The 15,439-nt window shown below is 70.4% G+C and carries 13 protein-coding genes and 4 tRNA genes; 7 read left to right on the forward strand and 10 right to left on the reverse strand.

The features are described 5' to 3' along the window. Positions 1 to 153 precede the first annotated feature (153 nt). The 5 genes from OHA89_RS18100 to OHA89_RS18120 all read right to left on the reverse strand — a co-directional run bounded on the left by OHA89_RS18100 (position 154) and on the right by OHA89_RS18120 (position 4,618). On the reverse strand, positions 154 to 2,487 hold the full coding sequence (locus tag OHA89_RS18100; protein WP_257555216.1) for a DEAD/DEAH box helicase: 2,334 nt from the start codon (positions 2,485 to 2,487) through the stop codon (positions 154 to 156). A 274-nt stretch (positions 2,488 to 2,761) separates the two neighbouring features. Continuing rightward, positions 2,762 to 3,331, reverse strand: a complete 570-nt coding sequence (locus OHA89_RS18105) for a hypothetical protein (RefSeq protein WP_257555217.1) — start codon at positions 3,329 to 3,331, stop codon at positions 2,762 to 2,764. Between the two features lie 86 nt (positions 3,332 to 3,417). Then, a complete protein-coding gene (locus OHA89_RS18110) occupies positions 3,418 to 3,792 on the reverse strand; it encodes a CrcB family protein (protein ID WP_266608702.1) in 375 nt (124 codons plus the stop codon). Continuing rightward, the gene (locus OHA89_RS18115; protein ID WP_406366633.1) at positions 3,789 to 4,271 is read right to left on the reverse strand and encodes a FluC/FEX family fluoride channel; all 483 of its coding nucleotides are present in this window, start codon (positions 4,269 to 4,271) and stop codon (positions 3,789 to 3,791) included. Before OHA89_RS18115 ends, OHA89_RS18110 begins: the two co-directional genes overlap by 4 nt. Then, positions 4,268 to 4,618 carry a metallopeptidase family protein gene (locus OHA89_RS18120; RefSeq protein WP_030012899.1) on the reverse strand — a complete coding sequence of 117 codons (351 nt, stop codon included), beginning with the start codon at positions 4,616 to 4,618 and terminating at the stop codon, positions 4,268 to 4,270. The genes OHA89_RS18115 and OHA89_RS18120 overlap by 4 nt, the downstream gene beginning before the upstream one ends. A gap of 127 nt (positions 4,619 to 4,745) precedes the next feature. Here OHA89_RS18120 and OHA89_RS18125 point away from each other — a divergent pair. The 3 genes from OHA89_RS18125 (at position 4,746) to OHA89_RS18135 (ending at position 5,030) form a co-directional block, all read left to right on the forward strand. Further along, positions 4,746 to 4,818 (forward strand) — tRNA-Glu (locus tag OHA89_RS18125). A gap of 39 nt (positions 4,819 to 4,857) precedes the next feature. Beyond that, positions 4,858 to 4,931: transfer RNA gene (locus OHA89_RS18130), tRNA-Asp, on the forward strand. A 22-nt stretch (positions 4,932 to 4,953) separates the two neighbouring features. Further along, a tRNA-Phe gene (locus tag OHA89_RS18135) sits at positions 4,954 to 5,030 on the forward strand. Positions 5,031 to 5,085: 55 nt separating this feature from the next. On the opposite strand, the gene OHA89_RS18140 is transcribed toward OHA89_RS18135, so the two are convergent. From OHA89_RS18140 to OHA89_RS18150, 3 genes are read right to left on the reverse strand one after another with little or no spacing between them, the layout of a single operon-like run. Beyond that, positions 5,086 to 5,928 carry a cytochrome c biogenesis CcdA family protein gene (locus OHA89_RS18140; RefSeq protein ID WP_406366634.1) on the reverse strand — a complete coding sequence of 281 codons (843 nt, stop codon included), beginning with the start codon at positions 5,926 to 5,928 and terminating at the stop codon, positions 5,086 to 5,088. Continuing rightward, entirely contained in the window at positions 5,925 to 6,662 is a 738-nt protein-coding gene (locus OHA89_RS18145; protein ID WP_266608707.1) for a thioredoxin domain-containing protein, read from the reverse strand. The genes OHA89_RS18140 and OHA89_RS18145 overlap by 4 nt, the downstream gene beginning before the upstream one ends. Before the next feature lie 52 nt (positions 6,663 to 6,714). Next, a complete protein-coding gene (locus OHA89_RS18150; RefSeq protein WP_266608709.1) occupies positions 6,715 to 7,089 on the reverse strand; it encodes a hypothetical protein in 375 nt (124 codons plus the stop codon). A gap of 89 nt (positions 7,090 to 7,178) precedes the next feature. On the opposite strand from OHA89_RS18150, the gene hrpA reads away from it, so the two are divergent. Together hrpA and OHA89_RS18160 are read left to right on the forward strand one after the other, a co-directional pair. Then, positions 7,179 to 11,102 (forward strand): ATP-dependent RNA helicase HrpA, encoded by a 3,924-nt coding sequence (hrpA, locus tag OHA89_RS18155; protein WP_406366636.1) that lies wholly within the window; start codon positions 7,179 to 7,181, stop codon positions 11,100 to 11,102. Between the two features lie 93 nt (positions 11,103 to 11,195). Next, a tRNA-Asp gene (locus tag OHA89_RS18160) sits at positions 11,196 to 11,269 on the forward strand. Between the two features lie 632 nt (positions 11,270 to 11,901). Here OHA89_RS18160 and bldC read toward each other — a convergent pair. Together bldC and OHA89_RS18170 are read right to left on the reverse strand one after the other, a co-directional pair. Further along, positions 11,902 to 12,108 carry a developmental transcriptional regulator BldC gene (gene bldC / locus OHA89_RS18165; protein ID WP_003949541.1) on the reverse strand — a complete coding sequence of 69 codons (207 nt, stop codon included), beginning with the start codon at positions 12,106 to 12,108 and terminating at the stop codon, positions 11,902 to 11,904. Positions 12,109 to 12,675: 567 nt separating this feature from the next. Continuing rightward, positions 12,676 to 13,530, reverse strand: coding sequence for a hypothetical protein (locus OHA89_RS18170; RefSeq protein WP_257555227.1), 855 nt, complete (start codon positions 13,528 to 13,530; stop codon positions 12,676 to 12,678). 182 nt (positions 13,531 to 13,712) lie between these two features. On the opposite strand from OHA89_RS18170, the gene OHA89_RS18175 reads away from it, so the two are divergent. Both OHA89_RS18175 and OHA89_RS18180 read left to right on the forward strand, forming a co-directional pair. Then, a complete protein-coding gene (locus tag OHA89_RS18175) occupies positions 13,713 to 14,807 on the forward strand; it encodes a Glu/Leu/Phe/Val dehydrogenase (RefSeq protein WP_308296749.1) in 1,095 nt (364 codons plus the stop codon). 290 nt (positions 14,808 to 15,097) lie between these two features. Beyond that, positions 15,098 to 15,358 carry a DUF3073 domain-containing protein gene (locus OHA89_RS18180; RefSeq protein ID WP_031141582.1) on the forward strand — a complete coding sequence of 87 codons (261 nt, stop codon included), beginning with the start codon at positions 15,098 to 15,100 and terminating at the stop codon, positions 15,356 to 15,358. Positions 15,359 to 15,439: the final 81 nt, after the last annotated feature.

Consider the following 15,439-nt stretch of genomic DNA (forward strand, 5'->3'; position numbering starts at 1 on the left):
CCCCAGGAAGTGCGCAGGGGGTGGTCGCGATCCGCGTTGCCGTGCCCCCCACCGCAAAGTCAGTGGATCGTAGCAACACGCGACAAGGCCCCCACCACCAGCTTGAGTTCAAGCGGTCGTGGGGGCCCTGTCAGGGGTTCAGCTCAGCTGCGATCAGCCGTTGCGCTTCCAGCGCGGCTTGTCGTCGCGGCGGCCGCCGAAGGAGCCGGTCGAGCCGGAGCCGGACGGACGGTGGTCGTCGCGGCGGCCGTACGGGCGGTCGCCGGCGCCGCCGGAGCGGAAGCCACCGGACGGACGGTCGTCACGACGGTCGCGGTTGAACGGACGGTCGCCGCCACCGGAGCGGAAGCCGCTGCCGGAGGTGCGGTCGTCACGGTTGTACGTGCCGTTGCCCGTGGACGGACGGTCGCCACCGGAGCGGAAGCCGCCCGACGGACGGTCGTCGCGGCGGAAGCCGCCACGGTCGCCACCGCGGTCATCGCGGTTGAAGCCACCCGAGGGACGGTCGTCGCGACGGAAGCCACCGCCGGTCGGACGGTCGCCACCGGAGCGGAAGCCGCCACGGTCGCCACCGCGGTCATCGCGGTTGAAGCCACCCGAGGGACGGTCGTCGCGACGGAAGCCACCGCCGGTCGGACGGTCGCCACCGGAGCGGAAGCCACCGGACGGACGGTCGTCGCGGCGGAAGCCGCCACGGTCGCCACCGCGGTCGTCACGGTTGAAGCCACCCGACGGGCGGCCACCGCGGTCACCACGGTCACCGCGGTCGTCGCGGCGGAAGCCGCCACGGTCGCCACCACGGTTGTCGCGGTCACCACCGCGGTTGTCGCGGCGCTCGAAGTTGCCGCGGTCGTCGCGCTGGGCGCGCTGCTCCTCGCGGCGCTCCTGCGCGGCCAGCTCGGCGGCAGCGGCTGCGGCGGCAGCCGCGACCTCGGCCTCGGCGGCCTCGGCCACCTCGGCGACAGCGGCCTCCGGGTCCTCGCCACGCTCACGCGCGGAGCGGGCGACCAGGCGGTCGGCCTCCTCGCGCAGTTCCACGGCACGGCGCGACAGGCGCTCCAGCTGCTTGGTCAGCTCGGCGACCTCGCGCTCGGCCTGCTTCGCGGCGTTGTTCGCGGAGTCGGCCTGGACCTCGGTCAGCGAACGGGCACCGGTGATCTCGGCGACCTCGGGCTCGAAGGCGCCGGCGCCCTGGACGATGTGGCGCGAGGCGTCGACGCCCGCGTCCTCCATCAGGCGGAAGATCTGGCGGCGCTGGTGCGGCAGGGCCAGGGAGACCACGACACCGGACTTGCCGGCGCGGGCGGTACGGCCCGAGCGGTGCAGGTAGTCCTTGTGGTCGCCGGCCGGGTCCACGTTCAGGACCAGGTCGATGCCGTCGACGTGGATGCCGCGGGCGGCGACGTCGGTGGCGACGAGCGCGTTGACGTAGCCGTCCTTGAAGTCGGCGAGGACGCGGGTACGGGCGCCCTGCGTCATGCCGCCGTGCAGCGCGTCGGCCTTCACGCCGGCCTCGACGAGCTGCTCGGCGATGCGGTCGGCGCCCAGCTGGGTGCGGACGAAGATGATGGTGCGGCCCTTGCGGGCGGCGATGGCGGCCGTGACCGGCGCCTTGTCCTTCGGCTTCACGACGAGGACGTGGTGCGTCATGGTCGTGACGTTGCCCTGCGCGCTGTCGACCTCGTGCGTGACGGGGTTGGACAGGTAGCGCTTGACCAGGGTGCCGATCTCGTTCTCCATGGTGGCGGAGAAGAGCATGCGCTGGCCGCCGCCGGGGATCTGGTCGAGCAGCTCGGTGACCTCGGGCAGGAAGCCCAGGTCGGCCATCTGGTCGGCCTCGTCGAGGACGGCGATCTTGACGTTCTCGAGGGAGCAGGCGCCACGGTTGATGATGTCGCGCAGACGGCCCGGGGTGGCGACGAGGACGTCGACGCCACGCTCGAGGGCGTAGATCTGGTTGCTCATCGAGGTACCGCCGCAGACGACCTTCATCTTCAGGCCGAGCACGTCGCCGTAGGGCTGGAGGGCGTCCGCGACCTGCATCGCGAGCTCACGCGTCGGCGTGAGGATGATGGCGCGGGGCTTCTTCTTCTCGGTGTGACCGCCGGCCAGCGAGGCCAGGGTGGGCAGACCGAAGGAGAGGGTCTTGCCGGAGCCGGTGCGGCCGCGGCCGAGGATGTCCTTGCCGGCCAGGGCGTCCGGGATGGTCGCGGCCTGGATCGGGAAGGGGGCGGTGACGCCGTTCTGCGCGAGCTTGCGCACGATGCCCTCGGGCAGACCGAGGTCGCCGAAGGTGATCGTGGGCTCGGCGTCGGCGTCGGACTCGTCGTCGCCGTCGGCGTCGAAGGAGTCGATGGACTGGTCGGTCGTCACGTCGGCCTCAAGAGCCTCAATGGTCTCGTCGACCACAAGGGTCTCTACTGCGTCGACGATCTCGTTCGAGTCGTTCTCGGGCATGACGGCACGGTCAGAACTGGAAATGGACATGCGAAATGCGAAACCTTCCGGAGTCTCGGCACGCGCCCAAACTCCGTGAATCGCAAATCGACCGCCTCAATGCGGTCAGCCACGGCTAGGGAGAGTACGCGCCACACGGCGCTCTTCGGATTCGGCGCCGGGCAATGGGATCAAACGATCTATAACCATACGCACCCTCCCCCGGGTCTGGCAAGTCACCCCCGCAGAAACGACCCTGACCTGCGGAGATGCCTTGAGCCCGGGGGGCGGGCGGAGCGCGGCCGACGCCGGAACGGCCCCGCGATCACGACCCGGCTGGGGTGCTCGGCTCCGGCTGCGGGCTCGGCGGCGGCGGCGTGGGTTCCGTCACAGGAGGAGTCGTGGCCGGCGGTTCCGGGGTCGGGCTGTGCGACTGCTGCCCGCCGCCCGAGCCGCCGGAGCCGGAACCGCCCGAGCCACCCGATCCGCCCGAGCCACCGGAACCCCCGGATCCGCCCGAACCGCCCCCGGAGGGCTCCTGCGGCCCCTGGCCGCCCGCCCCGCCGCCCGGTCCCGCCGACGGCGAGGGCACTCCCGGCTTGCCGCTCGGCGCCCCCGGGCTCGGTGAGCCCCCGGTCGCGCCGGACGCCTTGCCGTCCTCCTTGGGCGTGCCGTCCTGGTTCCCCGTACCGTCCTTCGCGCCGTGCCCGTTGCCGTGCACCCCGGAACCCCGTCCGGCCGTGGACCCCCCGCCCGCCGCGGCGCCGCCGCGACCGTCGGCCGTGGAGGAGGGCCCGGGCTTCGCCGAGTCCTCGCCGACACTCATGCAGCCCGCCGTCGCCGCGACCGCGAGCGCGGTGACGGCCAGTCGGAGGGAAGCGGACAACTGGCGCACGAGGGCACCTCCGAGCCTGAGGGGTGAGCGGTCCGCATGACCGGGTCAATGTGCCCAACTCCCTTTGACCCGTAAGAGACACGCCCTCAGCCGAACAGCTGGTGCGCCACCTGCGACCCGAGGTGTACGGCGCCCAGCCCGACCAGCACCGATGCCGCCACGTTCGCCGCCGCGAGGAACTTCCAGCCGCGCTCGGCCAGCCGCAACGTCTCGTAGGAGAACGTCGAGTAGGTGCTCAGCGCCCCGCACAGACCGGTCCCCAGCAGCAGTTGCAGCCGCCCGGAGGAGCCCCCGGCCAGCAGCGCGCCGGTCAGCACCCCCATCACCAGGCAGGCGACCGCGTTGACCACGAAGGTGCCCCAGGGGAAGAACGAGTCGTGCCGCGCCTGCACCGCACGGTCCGTCAGGTACCGCAGCGGAGCCCCGACGGCCGCGCCCGCCACCACGAGCAGCCAGTTCACCGGGAGGCCACCCGGCCCCGGACCGCGAGGCGCGTCACCGAGGCCGCCGCCCACACCGCACCGAGCGCCGCCACCACCGTGAGCCCGGCGTACGCCAGCGCGGTGCCCGCCTCCCCCTCGTCCAGCAGGCGCGAGAAGTCGACCGCGTACGTCGAGAAGGTGGTGAAGCCGCCGAGGATCCCGACCCCCGCGAAGGGCCGGACCAGCGGATGCGGCGCCGTCCTGCCGCCCTCGCTGATCAGCACCATCAGTACGCCGACCAGCGCACAGCCGGCCGCGTTGATCACGAGGGTCGCCCACGGGAAGGCCCCGGGCCCGGCCGACCACAGCAGGGAGATCCCGTACCGCGCCGAGGCCCCGACCGCCCCGCCCGCCGCCACCGCCGCGAGCACCCGGCCCTGCGGCTCGGCGGCCTGCGCCGGCACGTGCAGGTCGACGTCCGGGTCGATGGCCTCGTCGCCGGGGACCGGCCGGGTCATCCGTAGCCCAGCGCGTGCAGCCGTTCGTCGTCGATCCCGAAGTGGTGGGCGATCTCGTGCACCACGGTGACCTCCGTCTCGGCGACCACGCTCTCCCGGTCCTCGCACATCCGCAACGTGGGGTTCCGGTAGATCGTGATCCGGTCCGGCAGCACCCCGGCGTACCACTCGCCGCGGTCCGTCAGCGGGGTCCCCTCGTACAGACCGAGCAGCTCGGGGTCGTCGGCGGGCGGTTCGTCCTCGACGAACACCGCCACGTTGTCCATCAACCGCGTCAGCTCCGGCGGGATCCGGTCCAGGGCCTCTGCGACGAGCTCTTCGAACTCCTCGCGCGTCATCTCCAGCACCGGGCCATTGTCCCCCCGGTGGGGCCGCCTCCCGCTTGCCGGGGAGAAACCGTTTTGGCGATCGCTCCCCGGATCCCATATGCTTCTCACGTCCCCGACGCGCTGGAAAGTGCCCGGCGGGCCTTTAGCCCTCATCGTCTAGTGGCCCAGGACGCCGCCCTTTCAAGGCGGTAGCACGGGTTCGAATCCCGTTGGGGGTACGCATTACCGTGTGCAAGACTTGGTCTCGCACACTGCAAGGTCCTGTGGAGCAGTTGGTTAGCTCGCCACCCTGTCAAGGTGGAGGTCGCGGGTTCAAGTCCCGTCAGGATCGCTGAAGCCGGAAACGGTTTCGTGGCTGGGTAGCTCAGTTGGTACGAGCGATCGCCTGAAAAGCGATAGGTCGCCGGTTCGACCCCGGCCCCAGCCACCATCAAGAACAGGAACGCCCCGTCCATCGGACGGGGCGTTCCTGTTTCCTACCGCGGTTACTCCATCTCCGCCGTCTCCGCCGTACGGGCCCTGCGACGCCACTGCGCCAGCCCGACGGCCGCCGCCCCCGCCGCGACCAGGCCGAGCAGCGCCCAGTCCGGGACCCCGTCCGCCACCGACCGGACCCACTGCTCCACCGCGAACGAGTCGTCCACGTCCAGCAGCCCCGGCAGGGCGCTCGCCCCGTCGAAGACCAGGAACATCGCGCCCAGGGCGACGAAGAACAGCCCGGACAGCAGCGAGGTGGTGTGCAGCTGGAAGCGGCCCACGCGCAGGGCCCGCCCGCGCAGCCAGCGCCGCCGGCCCAGCTCGAACCGCTCCCAGAGCAGGGCCAGCACGAACAGCGGCACGGCCATCCCCAGCGCGTACACCGCCAGCAGCAGGCCGCCGTAGACCGGGCTGCCGCTGACCGCCGCCACGGTCAGCACGCTGCCCAGGATCGGGCCCGCGCAGAAGCCGGCCAGACCGTAGACCGCGCCGAGGGCGTACACCGACAGGGCGGTCGTCGGCCGGATCCGCCCCGACAGCTCGGAGACGCGCCGGGAGGCGAACCCGAGTCCGAGGATCTGGGCGAGCCCGAGCGCGATGATCAGCCAGCCGCCGACGAGGACCAGCGCGTCGCGGTTGCCGTGGAAGAACCGCCCGGCGTACGAGCCGGCCGCCCCCAGCGGTACGAGGGTGCTCGCGAGGCCCGCGTAGAAGATCCCGGTCCGCGCCAGCAGCCGGGACGTGGAGTCGATCGAGTACGCGAAGAAGGCGGGCAGCAGCAGGGCGCTGCACGGGCTGAGCAGCGCGAGGAGGCCGCCCAGCAGGGCGGCCAGGTATCCGATGTGGGTCACGGGCGGGCCGCCGCCTTGGCTCGGGCGATGGCCGTGGTGAAGGCGTCGAGGGGCTGGGCGCCCGCGATGGGCTGCCCGTTGACCAGGAACGACGGGGTGGAGGTCACGCCGATGCGGTAGCCCTCGTCCTGGTCCTTCTTCAGAGCCTCCGCGGCCTGCTCCCCGGCCATGTCCTTCTTGAAGCGCTCCAGGTCTTGGACGCCCGCCTGCCCGGCCAGCTCCACGAGGCGGGCCTCGCCGAAGCCCTTCTCCTTGGACCCGTCGGCGTACGCGGCCGCGTGGAAGGCGGCGAAACGGTCCTGTTGCCCGGCGGCCCAGGCGGCCTTGGCGGCGGCCTCGGAGTCGGCGCCGAAGATCGGGAAGTTGCGCCACTCGATGCGCAGGGTGCCGTCCTCCACGTACTTCCTGACCAGCTCGGGCTCGGTGTCCCGGGCGAACTTGCCGCAGTAGCCGCACTTGAAGTCGGAGTACTCGATCAGCACGACGGGCGCGTCGGCCCGGCCGACGGCGAGCTTGTCGCCGGACTCGCGGCGGGCCAGCGCCTTCAGTTCGGCGACGGGGTCGGTACGGGGCGCGGCGGAGGCGCCGGAACCGCCGGAGGGCTTCTCGGCGGGGGCGGTGGAGGCCTGCCAGGAGACGAGGCCGAGGGTGATCGCGGCGATGGCGACCCCGGCGGCGATGTACAGGGGCTTCTTGGAGGTCTTGGTCTTGCGGCTGGTCTTGGAAGAGGACATGCGTGCTCCAGGGCTACGGGTGTGAGGAGGACCGGTGGGGTGACCGGTCCTCCTAGACCCGCATCACGGACAGCTCCACGGGGCCGGGCGCCGCCTGGTCGGGCCCGCGTACGAGATCCCGTACGGGTATCGCCCTGCCGTCCCAGGCCCGGTCCGCCGAGAGCCGTCCGGCGGCCGGGACGTGGGCGTGGTCGCCCGCGCGCGGCGGAACGGCCGGCGGCCGGCCGTGGTCCCCGGTTCCGGGGGCGCAGGACGGGCCGCCGTCCTCGTACGCCACCACCGCGTGGACCCTGGCGGCCGTGGCCGCCGGCCCGGGCGGCTGCGTCGCGGCGGCCGGCAGCGCACATCCCGCCAGCAGTGCCAGTACGGCGCCGAGCAGGCACCACACACGGCTGCGGCGGGACAAGGTGGGCTGCCTCTCACTCATACGGCCGGGGGATCGTCCCGAAATGGTACGGGTACGCCCCACAAATGCGTTCGCCACCCGGCGGCCCCGGGTGAGATCCTCGACCAGGTATGTCTACTTCCTTCGCCGCCCTGCAGACGCTTCTCGGTGAGATCTCCCTCCGCGACGCGCACCGCCTAGGCCGCCGCCTTGAGGGCGCCCGCCGTATCCGCAAGCCCGAGGCCAAGCAGGCCGTGCTCGACGAGATCGCCGCGGAGGCCGCGAAGGCCGCCGAGCGACTGGCCGGCCGTGCCTCGCGGATGCCCGAGGTCACGTATCCCGAGAACCTGCCCGTCAGCCAGAAAAAGGACGAGATCGCCGAGGCGATACGCGACCACCAGGTCGTGATCGTCGCGGGCGAGACCGGCTCCGGCAAGACCACGCAGATCCCCAAGATCTGCATGGAGCTGGGCCGCGGCGTCCGGGGCATGATCGGGCACACCCAGCCCCGCCGGATCGCCGCCCGCACGGTCGCGGAGCGCATCGCCGAGGAGCTCAAGTCCGAGATCGGCCAGACGGTCGGCTGGAAGGTCCGCTTCACCGACCAGGTGGACCAGGACGCGACCTTCGTGAAGCTGATGACGGACGGCATCCTGCTCGCCGAGATCCAGACGGACCGCGAGCTGCGCGCGTACGACACGATCATCATCGACGAGGCCCACGAGCGGTCGCTGAACATCGACTTCCTGCTCGGCTACCTGGCCACGCTGCTGCCGAAGCGCCCCGACCTCAAGGTGATCATCACCTCGGCGACCATCGACCCGGAGCGGTTCTCGCGGCACTTCGGGGAAGCCCCCATCGTCGAGGTCAGCGGCCGGACGTATCCGGTCGAGGTCCGCTACCGGCCGCTGCTGGAGGAAGATTCCGAGGACAGCGACCGGGACCAGATCACCGCGATCTGCGAGGCCGTGGACGAGCTCCAGTCCGAGGGCGCGGGCGACGTCCTGGTCTTCCTCTCCGGAGAGCGCGAGATCCGCGACACGGCGGACGCCCTGAACAAGCGGAACCTGCGCTTCACTGAGGTCCTTCCTCTTTACGCCCGCCTCTCGCACGCCGAACAGCACCGGGTCTTCCAGCAGCACACGGGACGCCGGATCGTGCTCGCGACGAACGTCGCCGAGACCTCCCTCACCGTGCCGGGCATCAAGTACGTGATCGACCCGGGCACCGCCCGGATCTCCCGCTACAGCCACCGCACCAAGGTCCAGCGCCTGCCCATCGAGCGGATCTCGCAGGCCAGCGCCAACCAGCGCAAGGGCCGCTGCGGCCGTACCAGCGACGGCATCTGCATCCGGCTCTACTCCGAGGACGACTTCAACGGGCGTCCCGAGTTCACGGACGCCGAGATCCTGCGCACGAACCTGGCCTCCGTCATCCTCCAGATGACCGCGGCCGGCCTGGGCGAGATCGAGAAGTTCCCCTTCATCGACCCGCCGGACCACCGCAACATCCGCGACGGCGTGCAGCTGCTCCAGGAGCTCGGGGCGCTCGACCCGGCGGAGAAGGACCCATCGAGGCGGCTCACGCAGATGGGCCGCCAGCTCTCCCAGCTCCCCGTGGACCCGCGCCTGGCCCGCATGGTCGTGGAGGCGGACAAGAACAACTGCGTCCGCGAGGTCATGGTCATCGCGGCGGCCCTGTCGATCCAGGACCCGCGCGAGCGGCCCTCGGACAAGCAGACCCAGGCCGACCAGAACCACGCCCGCTTCAAGGACGAGACCAGCGACTTCCTCTCGTTCCTGAACATGTGGCGCTACGTGCGCGAGCAGCAGAAGGAACGCGGCTCGTCCTCCTTCCGCCGGATGTGCAAGCAGGAGTACCTGAACTTCCTGCGGATCCGGGAGTGGCAGGACATCTACTCGCAGCTGCGCACGGTCGCCAAGACCATGGGCATCCACGTCAACGAGGCCGATGCCCCCGAGCAGAACATCCACGTCTCGCTGCTCGCCGGTCTGCTCTCGCACATCGGCCTGAAGGACACCGACAAGAACGAGTACCTGGGGGCGCGGTCCGCCAAGTTCGCGATCTTCCCGGGCTCGGCGCTCTTCAAGAAGCAGCCGAAGTTCCTGATGTCGGCCGAGCTGGTGGAGACCTCGCGGCTGTGGGCCCGGGTGAACGCCAAGGTGGAGCCGGAGTGGGTGGAGCCGCTCGCCCAGCACCTGATCAAGCGCACCTACAGCGAGCCGCACTGGGAGAAGGACCAGGCGGCCGTGATGGCGTACGAGAAGGTCACGCTGTACGGCGTGCCGATCGTGGCCCAGCGGAAGATCAACTACGGCCGGATCGACGCCGAGGTCTCGCGCGAGCTGTTCATCCGCAACGCGCTGGTCGAGGGCGACTGGCGGACCCACCACAAGTTCTACGCCGACAACCGCAAGCTCCTCACCGAGGTGGAGGAGCTGGAGAACCGGGCGCGGCGCCGCGACATCGTGGTGGACGACGAGACCCTGTTCGACTTCTACGACCAGAAGATCCCCGCGCACGTGGTCTCCGGGGCGCACTTCGACTCCTGGTGGAAGCACAAGAAGCACGAGGAGCCCGAACTCCTCGACTTCGAGCGGGAGATGCTGCTCACCGAGAAGGCGGCCGGGGTCACCAAGGCCGACTACCCGGACTCCTGGCGGCAGGGGCAGCTGAAGTTCCGGGTGACCTACCAGTTCGAGCCGGGCGCGGACGCGGACGGCGTGACCGTCCACATCCCGCTCCAGGTGCTGAACCAGGTCACCGACGAGGGCTTCGACTGGCAGATCCCGGGTCTGCGGGAGGAAGTCGTCACCGAGCTGATCCGCTCGCTCCCGAAGCCGATCCGCCGCCACTACGTCCCGGCGCCGAACTTCGCCGGCCGCTTCCTGGACACGGCGGTGCCCTTGCAGGAGCCGCTGCCGGTCACACTGGCGCGCGAGCTCCAGCGGATGGTCGGGGTCCCGGTCTCCGCCGAGGACTTCGACCTCAGCCGGATCCCGGACCACCTGAAGATCACCTTCCGGATCGTCGACGAGCGCCGCAAGAACCTCGCCGAGGACAAGGACCTGGAGGCGCTGAGGCTGCGCCTGAAGCCCAAGGCCCGCCAGGCCCTCTCCAAGGCCGCCGCGGCCACCGCCGAGCGGGCGGGCGGGGAATCGGTGGAGCGCACCGGGCTGACCGACTGGACCATCGGCACGCTGACCAAGGTCTTCGAGACCCGGCGGGCCGGCCAGCCGGTGAAGGCGTACCCGGCGCTCGTGGACGAGGGCGCGAGCGTCTCCGTACGGCTCTTCGACACCGAGGCCGAGCAGCAGCAGGCGATGTGGCTGGGCACCCGGCGGCTCATCCTGCTGAACATCCCGGTGAATCCGGCGAAGTTCGCCTCGGACCACCTGACCAACCAGCAGAAGCTGGCCCTGTCCAGGAACCCGCACGGCTCCATCCAGGCGCTGTTCGACGACTGCGCGACCGCGGCGACCGACAAGCTGATCTCCGACCACGGCGGCCCCGCGTGGGACGAGACGGGCTTCCGCAAGCTCTACGAGGCCGTGCGCGCCGACCTGGTGGACACGACCGTGCGGACGGTCGGGCAGGTGCAGCAGGTGCTGGCCGCCTGGCAGGCCTGCGAGCGGCGCCTGAAGGCCACCAGCAGCCTCGCCCTGGTCGCCAACCTCCAGGACGTGAAGACGCAGCTGGCGGCGCTCATGCCGACCGGCTTCGTGACGCTCACCGGGCTGCGCAGGCTGCCGGACCTCATGCGCTACCTGGTGGCGGTGGACCGGCGGCTCCAGCAGATGCCCACGGGCGTCCAGCGCGACACCACGCGCATGGAGAAGGTCCACGAGATGCGGGACGAGTACCTGTGGCTGCTGGAGCAGTTGCCGAAGGGCCGGCCGGTCCCGGAGGCGGTCACCGAGATCCGCTGGATGATCGAGGAACTGCGGGTCAGCTACTTCGCGCACGCGCTCGGGACGGCCTACCCGATCTCCGACAAACGGATCGTGAAGGCGGTGGATGCGGCGGCTCCGTGACCGGCCGGGTGACCGGCCGCGTGATCCGGTTCGACTGCACCCCCTGAGCTGCGGTACAGTCTGATTCGCAGCCGCCGAGCGGCCGCAAATCAAGGACCTGTGGAGCAGTTGGTTAGCTCGCCACCCTGTCAAGGTGGAGGTCGCGGGTTCAAGTCCCGTCAGGTTCGCAGAAACGTCAGGGCCCGTATCCCCCAGGGGATGCGGGCCCTGACGCGTTGGCGGGGAAACCCGCTGGGCGGCCTTGGGGAGACTCCCGAGACTCTTGAGGCTCCCCGAGGCTTCTGAGGCCCGCGCGGGTCCGTCGGCGCCCTCCCGAACCTCCCGCACCCGTTCCGGCGTCCACGGGCGATCTGACGGCCGTCACACCGGGCCGCGCCGGGCCTCCCGGCCATCCGGTCCGGCGCCACCGCGGCCGCCACCGCCCGCGCCGCCGAGAATCCCCCGTTCGCATGATGCGCTCCGCGGCTCACGTCCCCTTACGGGGTGCATTCCCGTGAATACAAGAGTGATCATCTGTGACGGGAGTCACCGCATGAGTTTTTGAGATGTGTACTTTTATCGCACTCATACACCCGCTCGATTTAATATGTGCAATGGCACCTACTCCGCCGGTGACCGCACGCCAGCCCGACACCGCCCTGACCTGGGCATAAAAAAGATCGCGCTGGACCCGGCGGAGTCCAGCGCGATCGACGACCAATGAACCTGTTGGGGCAGGTTCAGTCGTATGAAGCTATGTGGGTTTCATCGGATTGGGGGACCCGATATAGACCCGTTAAAGCAGGGGTGCTGCGGAACCTCAGGCCTCGCTGCGCTGCTGCGGAATTCCCGCAAGCAGTGCGCGAACCTCGGCCTCGCGGTAACGGCGGTGTCCACCCAGGGTGCGGATGGACGTGAGCTTGCCAGCCTTGGCCCAGCGGGTCACCGTCTTCGGGTCCACGCGGAACATCGTGGCAACCTCAGCCGGGGTCAGCAGCGGCTCGGCATCAGGGGTGCGAGCGGTCATGAGCGGCCTCCTCGGGAGAACCGAACCATCTCGGTTCTTTCCTCTAAATTCTGCACCTTGGCCCGCGTTGCCCGAAATGGACATACGCGGGCCGAGTCGGTTATAGGACGAACGGCTTGTCCTCGGCACTACAACTACACCATCCGTCCAGCCCCAAGGGCCAAACCGACGGAATTGCCCTCCGAGGTGTTCATCAGCGGCGGAAGCCGATGGACCGTCCCATAACGGACAGTCACCCCACTGTGACGATCAGTCACAGAGCGATCAGGAGTCGTCAGACCCCCCGTAGAGCGCAATGCCGAGCATTCCGCCCTTAGTTGGGCGGAAGGAACCCTCCCCGGACTCCTTGTCCTATTTTGGCACGAGGGTAGGGGAAGGGCGCAAGGGTGTAGATAGTGCGGTCCGTCACGCTTGGGCCAATGGCCCGTATCGGGACGTAGGTCCTGGTACTACGTCCCTAAAGACATGATCAAGCCCCTGATCAGCCACTTATGGCTGATCGACCGATACGCGGGGGTACGTACGGGTCCTCTTGGGCCCGATCGGAGCACGATCGGGCTTCGGGGACTAATTCGCGAACAGTCTCTCCCGGACCGCCCTCCACCGCTCCGCCAGCTCCTCGTAGACCTCGGCCGCCCCCTCCGCGTCCCCCGCCCGCAAGGCCGCGATGCCCTCCGCCAGCTCCCGCGCCGACCGGTCCGCCGCCAGCCGGTCCGCCGGCAGTGCGTGCAGCAGCCCCCCGTAGTCCAGTTCGACCATCGACCGCGGGTGGAACTCCTCCAGCCAGCTCCCGACCTCCACCAGGCCGTCGGCGAGCATCCCGTACCCCTCCGCCTCCCGCAGGGTCCGCAGGGCCCGCGCCAGGCGCCGCCGCGCCTGCACCATCGGCGTCCGGTAGCGCAGCCGCTCGCCGGGCAGGTACTCCCGCTCCTGGTCCGCCACCAGCACGAACCAGCGCAGCGGGACCTGCCACACCCCCGTACGGATCCACGGGCGCGCGTCCGGGTTCCGCTCGCGCCAGCGCTCGTACTCCTCGGCCGCCTGCAGACGCAACGGCGGCGGGAGCGCCGCGTCCAGGACCGGGAGCGGGAACCACTCCACCAGCTCCTGGAGCGCCAGCCAGCCGCGCAGCCGGGTGCGCCACGGGCAGACCAGCAGCACCCCGTCCACCTCCGCCGTGAAGGCGTCCGCGCTCTCGTGGGCCGGCACCCCCACCACGGGCACCCGAACCAAGTCGGTGAGCGACCGGCGCAGTTCGTCCTGGGCGGTCGGGGCCTTCCCGCGCCGGGCGTAGTCGGCCCAGTGCGACCGCTCCGGTTCCGGGAAGGCAACCAGGGGCTCGTAGACGCGCAGGTAGGAGGCGTACGGGACGGCCGGCGCCGAGCGCGCGGAGGGCAGCAGGGGATCGGGAGATTCGCTCACGCTCTCGTACTCCCCTTTTTGCGGCTCCGCTACCTTCGGCGCGCCCGTGACACGGGAGTGTTCCGATCCTCGGACAGGCGGTCCCCGCGCCGTCCGCAGGTCTTACGCTGCTCCCAGCACGCCCTCCCCCACCCGCAGGGCGGGCGTCAATCCGCCGCATCTCTTCCATGGGAGTCACCACCGTGACCGAAATGACCGACGGCGTCCTGCACACCCTGTTCCGTACGGAACAGGGCGGCCACGAGCAAGTCGTGCTGTGCCAGGACCGAGCCACTGGCCTGAAGGCCGTCATCGCGATCCACTCCACCGCCCTGGGCCCCGCCCTCGGCGGCACGCGCTTCCACGCGTACGCCTCGGACGAGGAGGCCGTCCTCGACGCGCTGAACCTCTCCCGCGGCATGTCGTACAAGAACGCCCTCGCCGGTCTCGACCTCGGCGGCGGCAAGGCCGTGATCATCGGGGACCCCGACATCCTCAAGACGGAGGAACTGCTGCTGGCCTACGGCCGGTTCGTGGAGTCCCTCGGCGGCCGCTACGTGACCGCCTGCGACGTCGGCACGTACGTGGCGGACATGGACATCGTGGCCCGCGAGACCCGCTGGGCGACCGGCCGCTCCCCCGAGAACGGCGGCGCGGGCGACTCCTCGGTGCTCACCGCCTTCGGTGTCTTCCAGGGCATGCGCGCCAGCGCCCAGCACCTGTGGGGCGACCCGACCCTGCGCGGCCGCAAGGTCGCCGTGGCGGGCGTCGGCAAGGTCGGCCACTACCTGGTCGAGCACCTGCTGGAGGACGGCGCCGAGGTCGTGATCACGGACGTGCGGGAAGAGTCCGTGCGCCGGATCCTCGACAAGCACCCCGGCAAGGTCACGGCGGTCGCCGACACGGACGCGCTGATCCGCGTGCCCGGTCTGGACATCTACGCCCCGTGCGCGCTGGGCGGCGCCCTGAACGACGAGACGGTGCCGGTCCTGACGGCCAAGGTCGTCTGCGGAGCGGCGAACAACCAGCTCGCCCACCCGGGCATCGAGAAGGACGTCTCGGACCGCGGGATCCTCTACGCGCCCGACTACGTGGTCAACGCCGGTGGCGTGATCCAGGTCGCCGACGAGCTGCGCGGCTTCGATTTCGACCGCTGCAAGGCCAAGGCGGCGCAGATCTTCGACACCACGCTCGCCATATTCGCACGTGCGAAGGCGGACGGCATTCCGCCGGCCGCTGCGGCCGACCGGATCGCCGAGCAGCGGATGGCGGACGCCCGCTCCGCGCGCGCGGTCTAGGCACCTCCCGGGGCTCCCGGATGCGCCCGCCGGGGTGCGGCGAGACGGAACTCACTGCACTTCGGCGGGTCGCGGGCCAGGAAAGCGTTAAAATCGCGGTTGACCAGCGAGGACGGGGCGCCTTGTTGGTTCTGCACCGGGGCGCGTCATGCGGGCGGCGTACCGTATGGCCGCGGAAGCAGGTACCGTTAAACCCCTACGGACGGTCTCTCCACGGAGAGCCCGCTCCGAACCATGAACGCGTGTCAGACTCTGGGGCCGTCGAGCCCCGTCACCGAGGGGGTCGAGCCATGGGGCGCGGCCGGGCCAAGGCCAAGCAGACAAAGGTCGCCCGCCAGCTGAAGTACAACAGCGGCGGGACTGACCTCTCGCGTCTGGCCAATGAGCTGGGCGCATCGCCGACAGAGCCGCTGCCTATCAGCGAGCCGGTCGAAGTCGATGACGATCTGGACGACGACGACCCGTACGCCAAGTACGCGGATCTGTACAACAGCGATGACGACGACGAGGACGAGGAGTCCGGTCCGTCGGCACAGCGTCGCGGCGCTTGACGCTTTCTCGAGAGCGTCTGCACAACAGGGTCAAAGACTGAAACCCGGTCCAGGGCATCGCCCCGGGCCGGGTTTCAGTGC

The sequence above is a fragment of the Streptomyces sp. NBC_01546 genome (genome assembly GCF_045208355.1).
Lineage (GTDB): Bacteria > Actinomycetota > Actinomycetes > Streptomycetales > Streptomycetaceae > Streptomyces.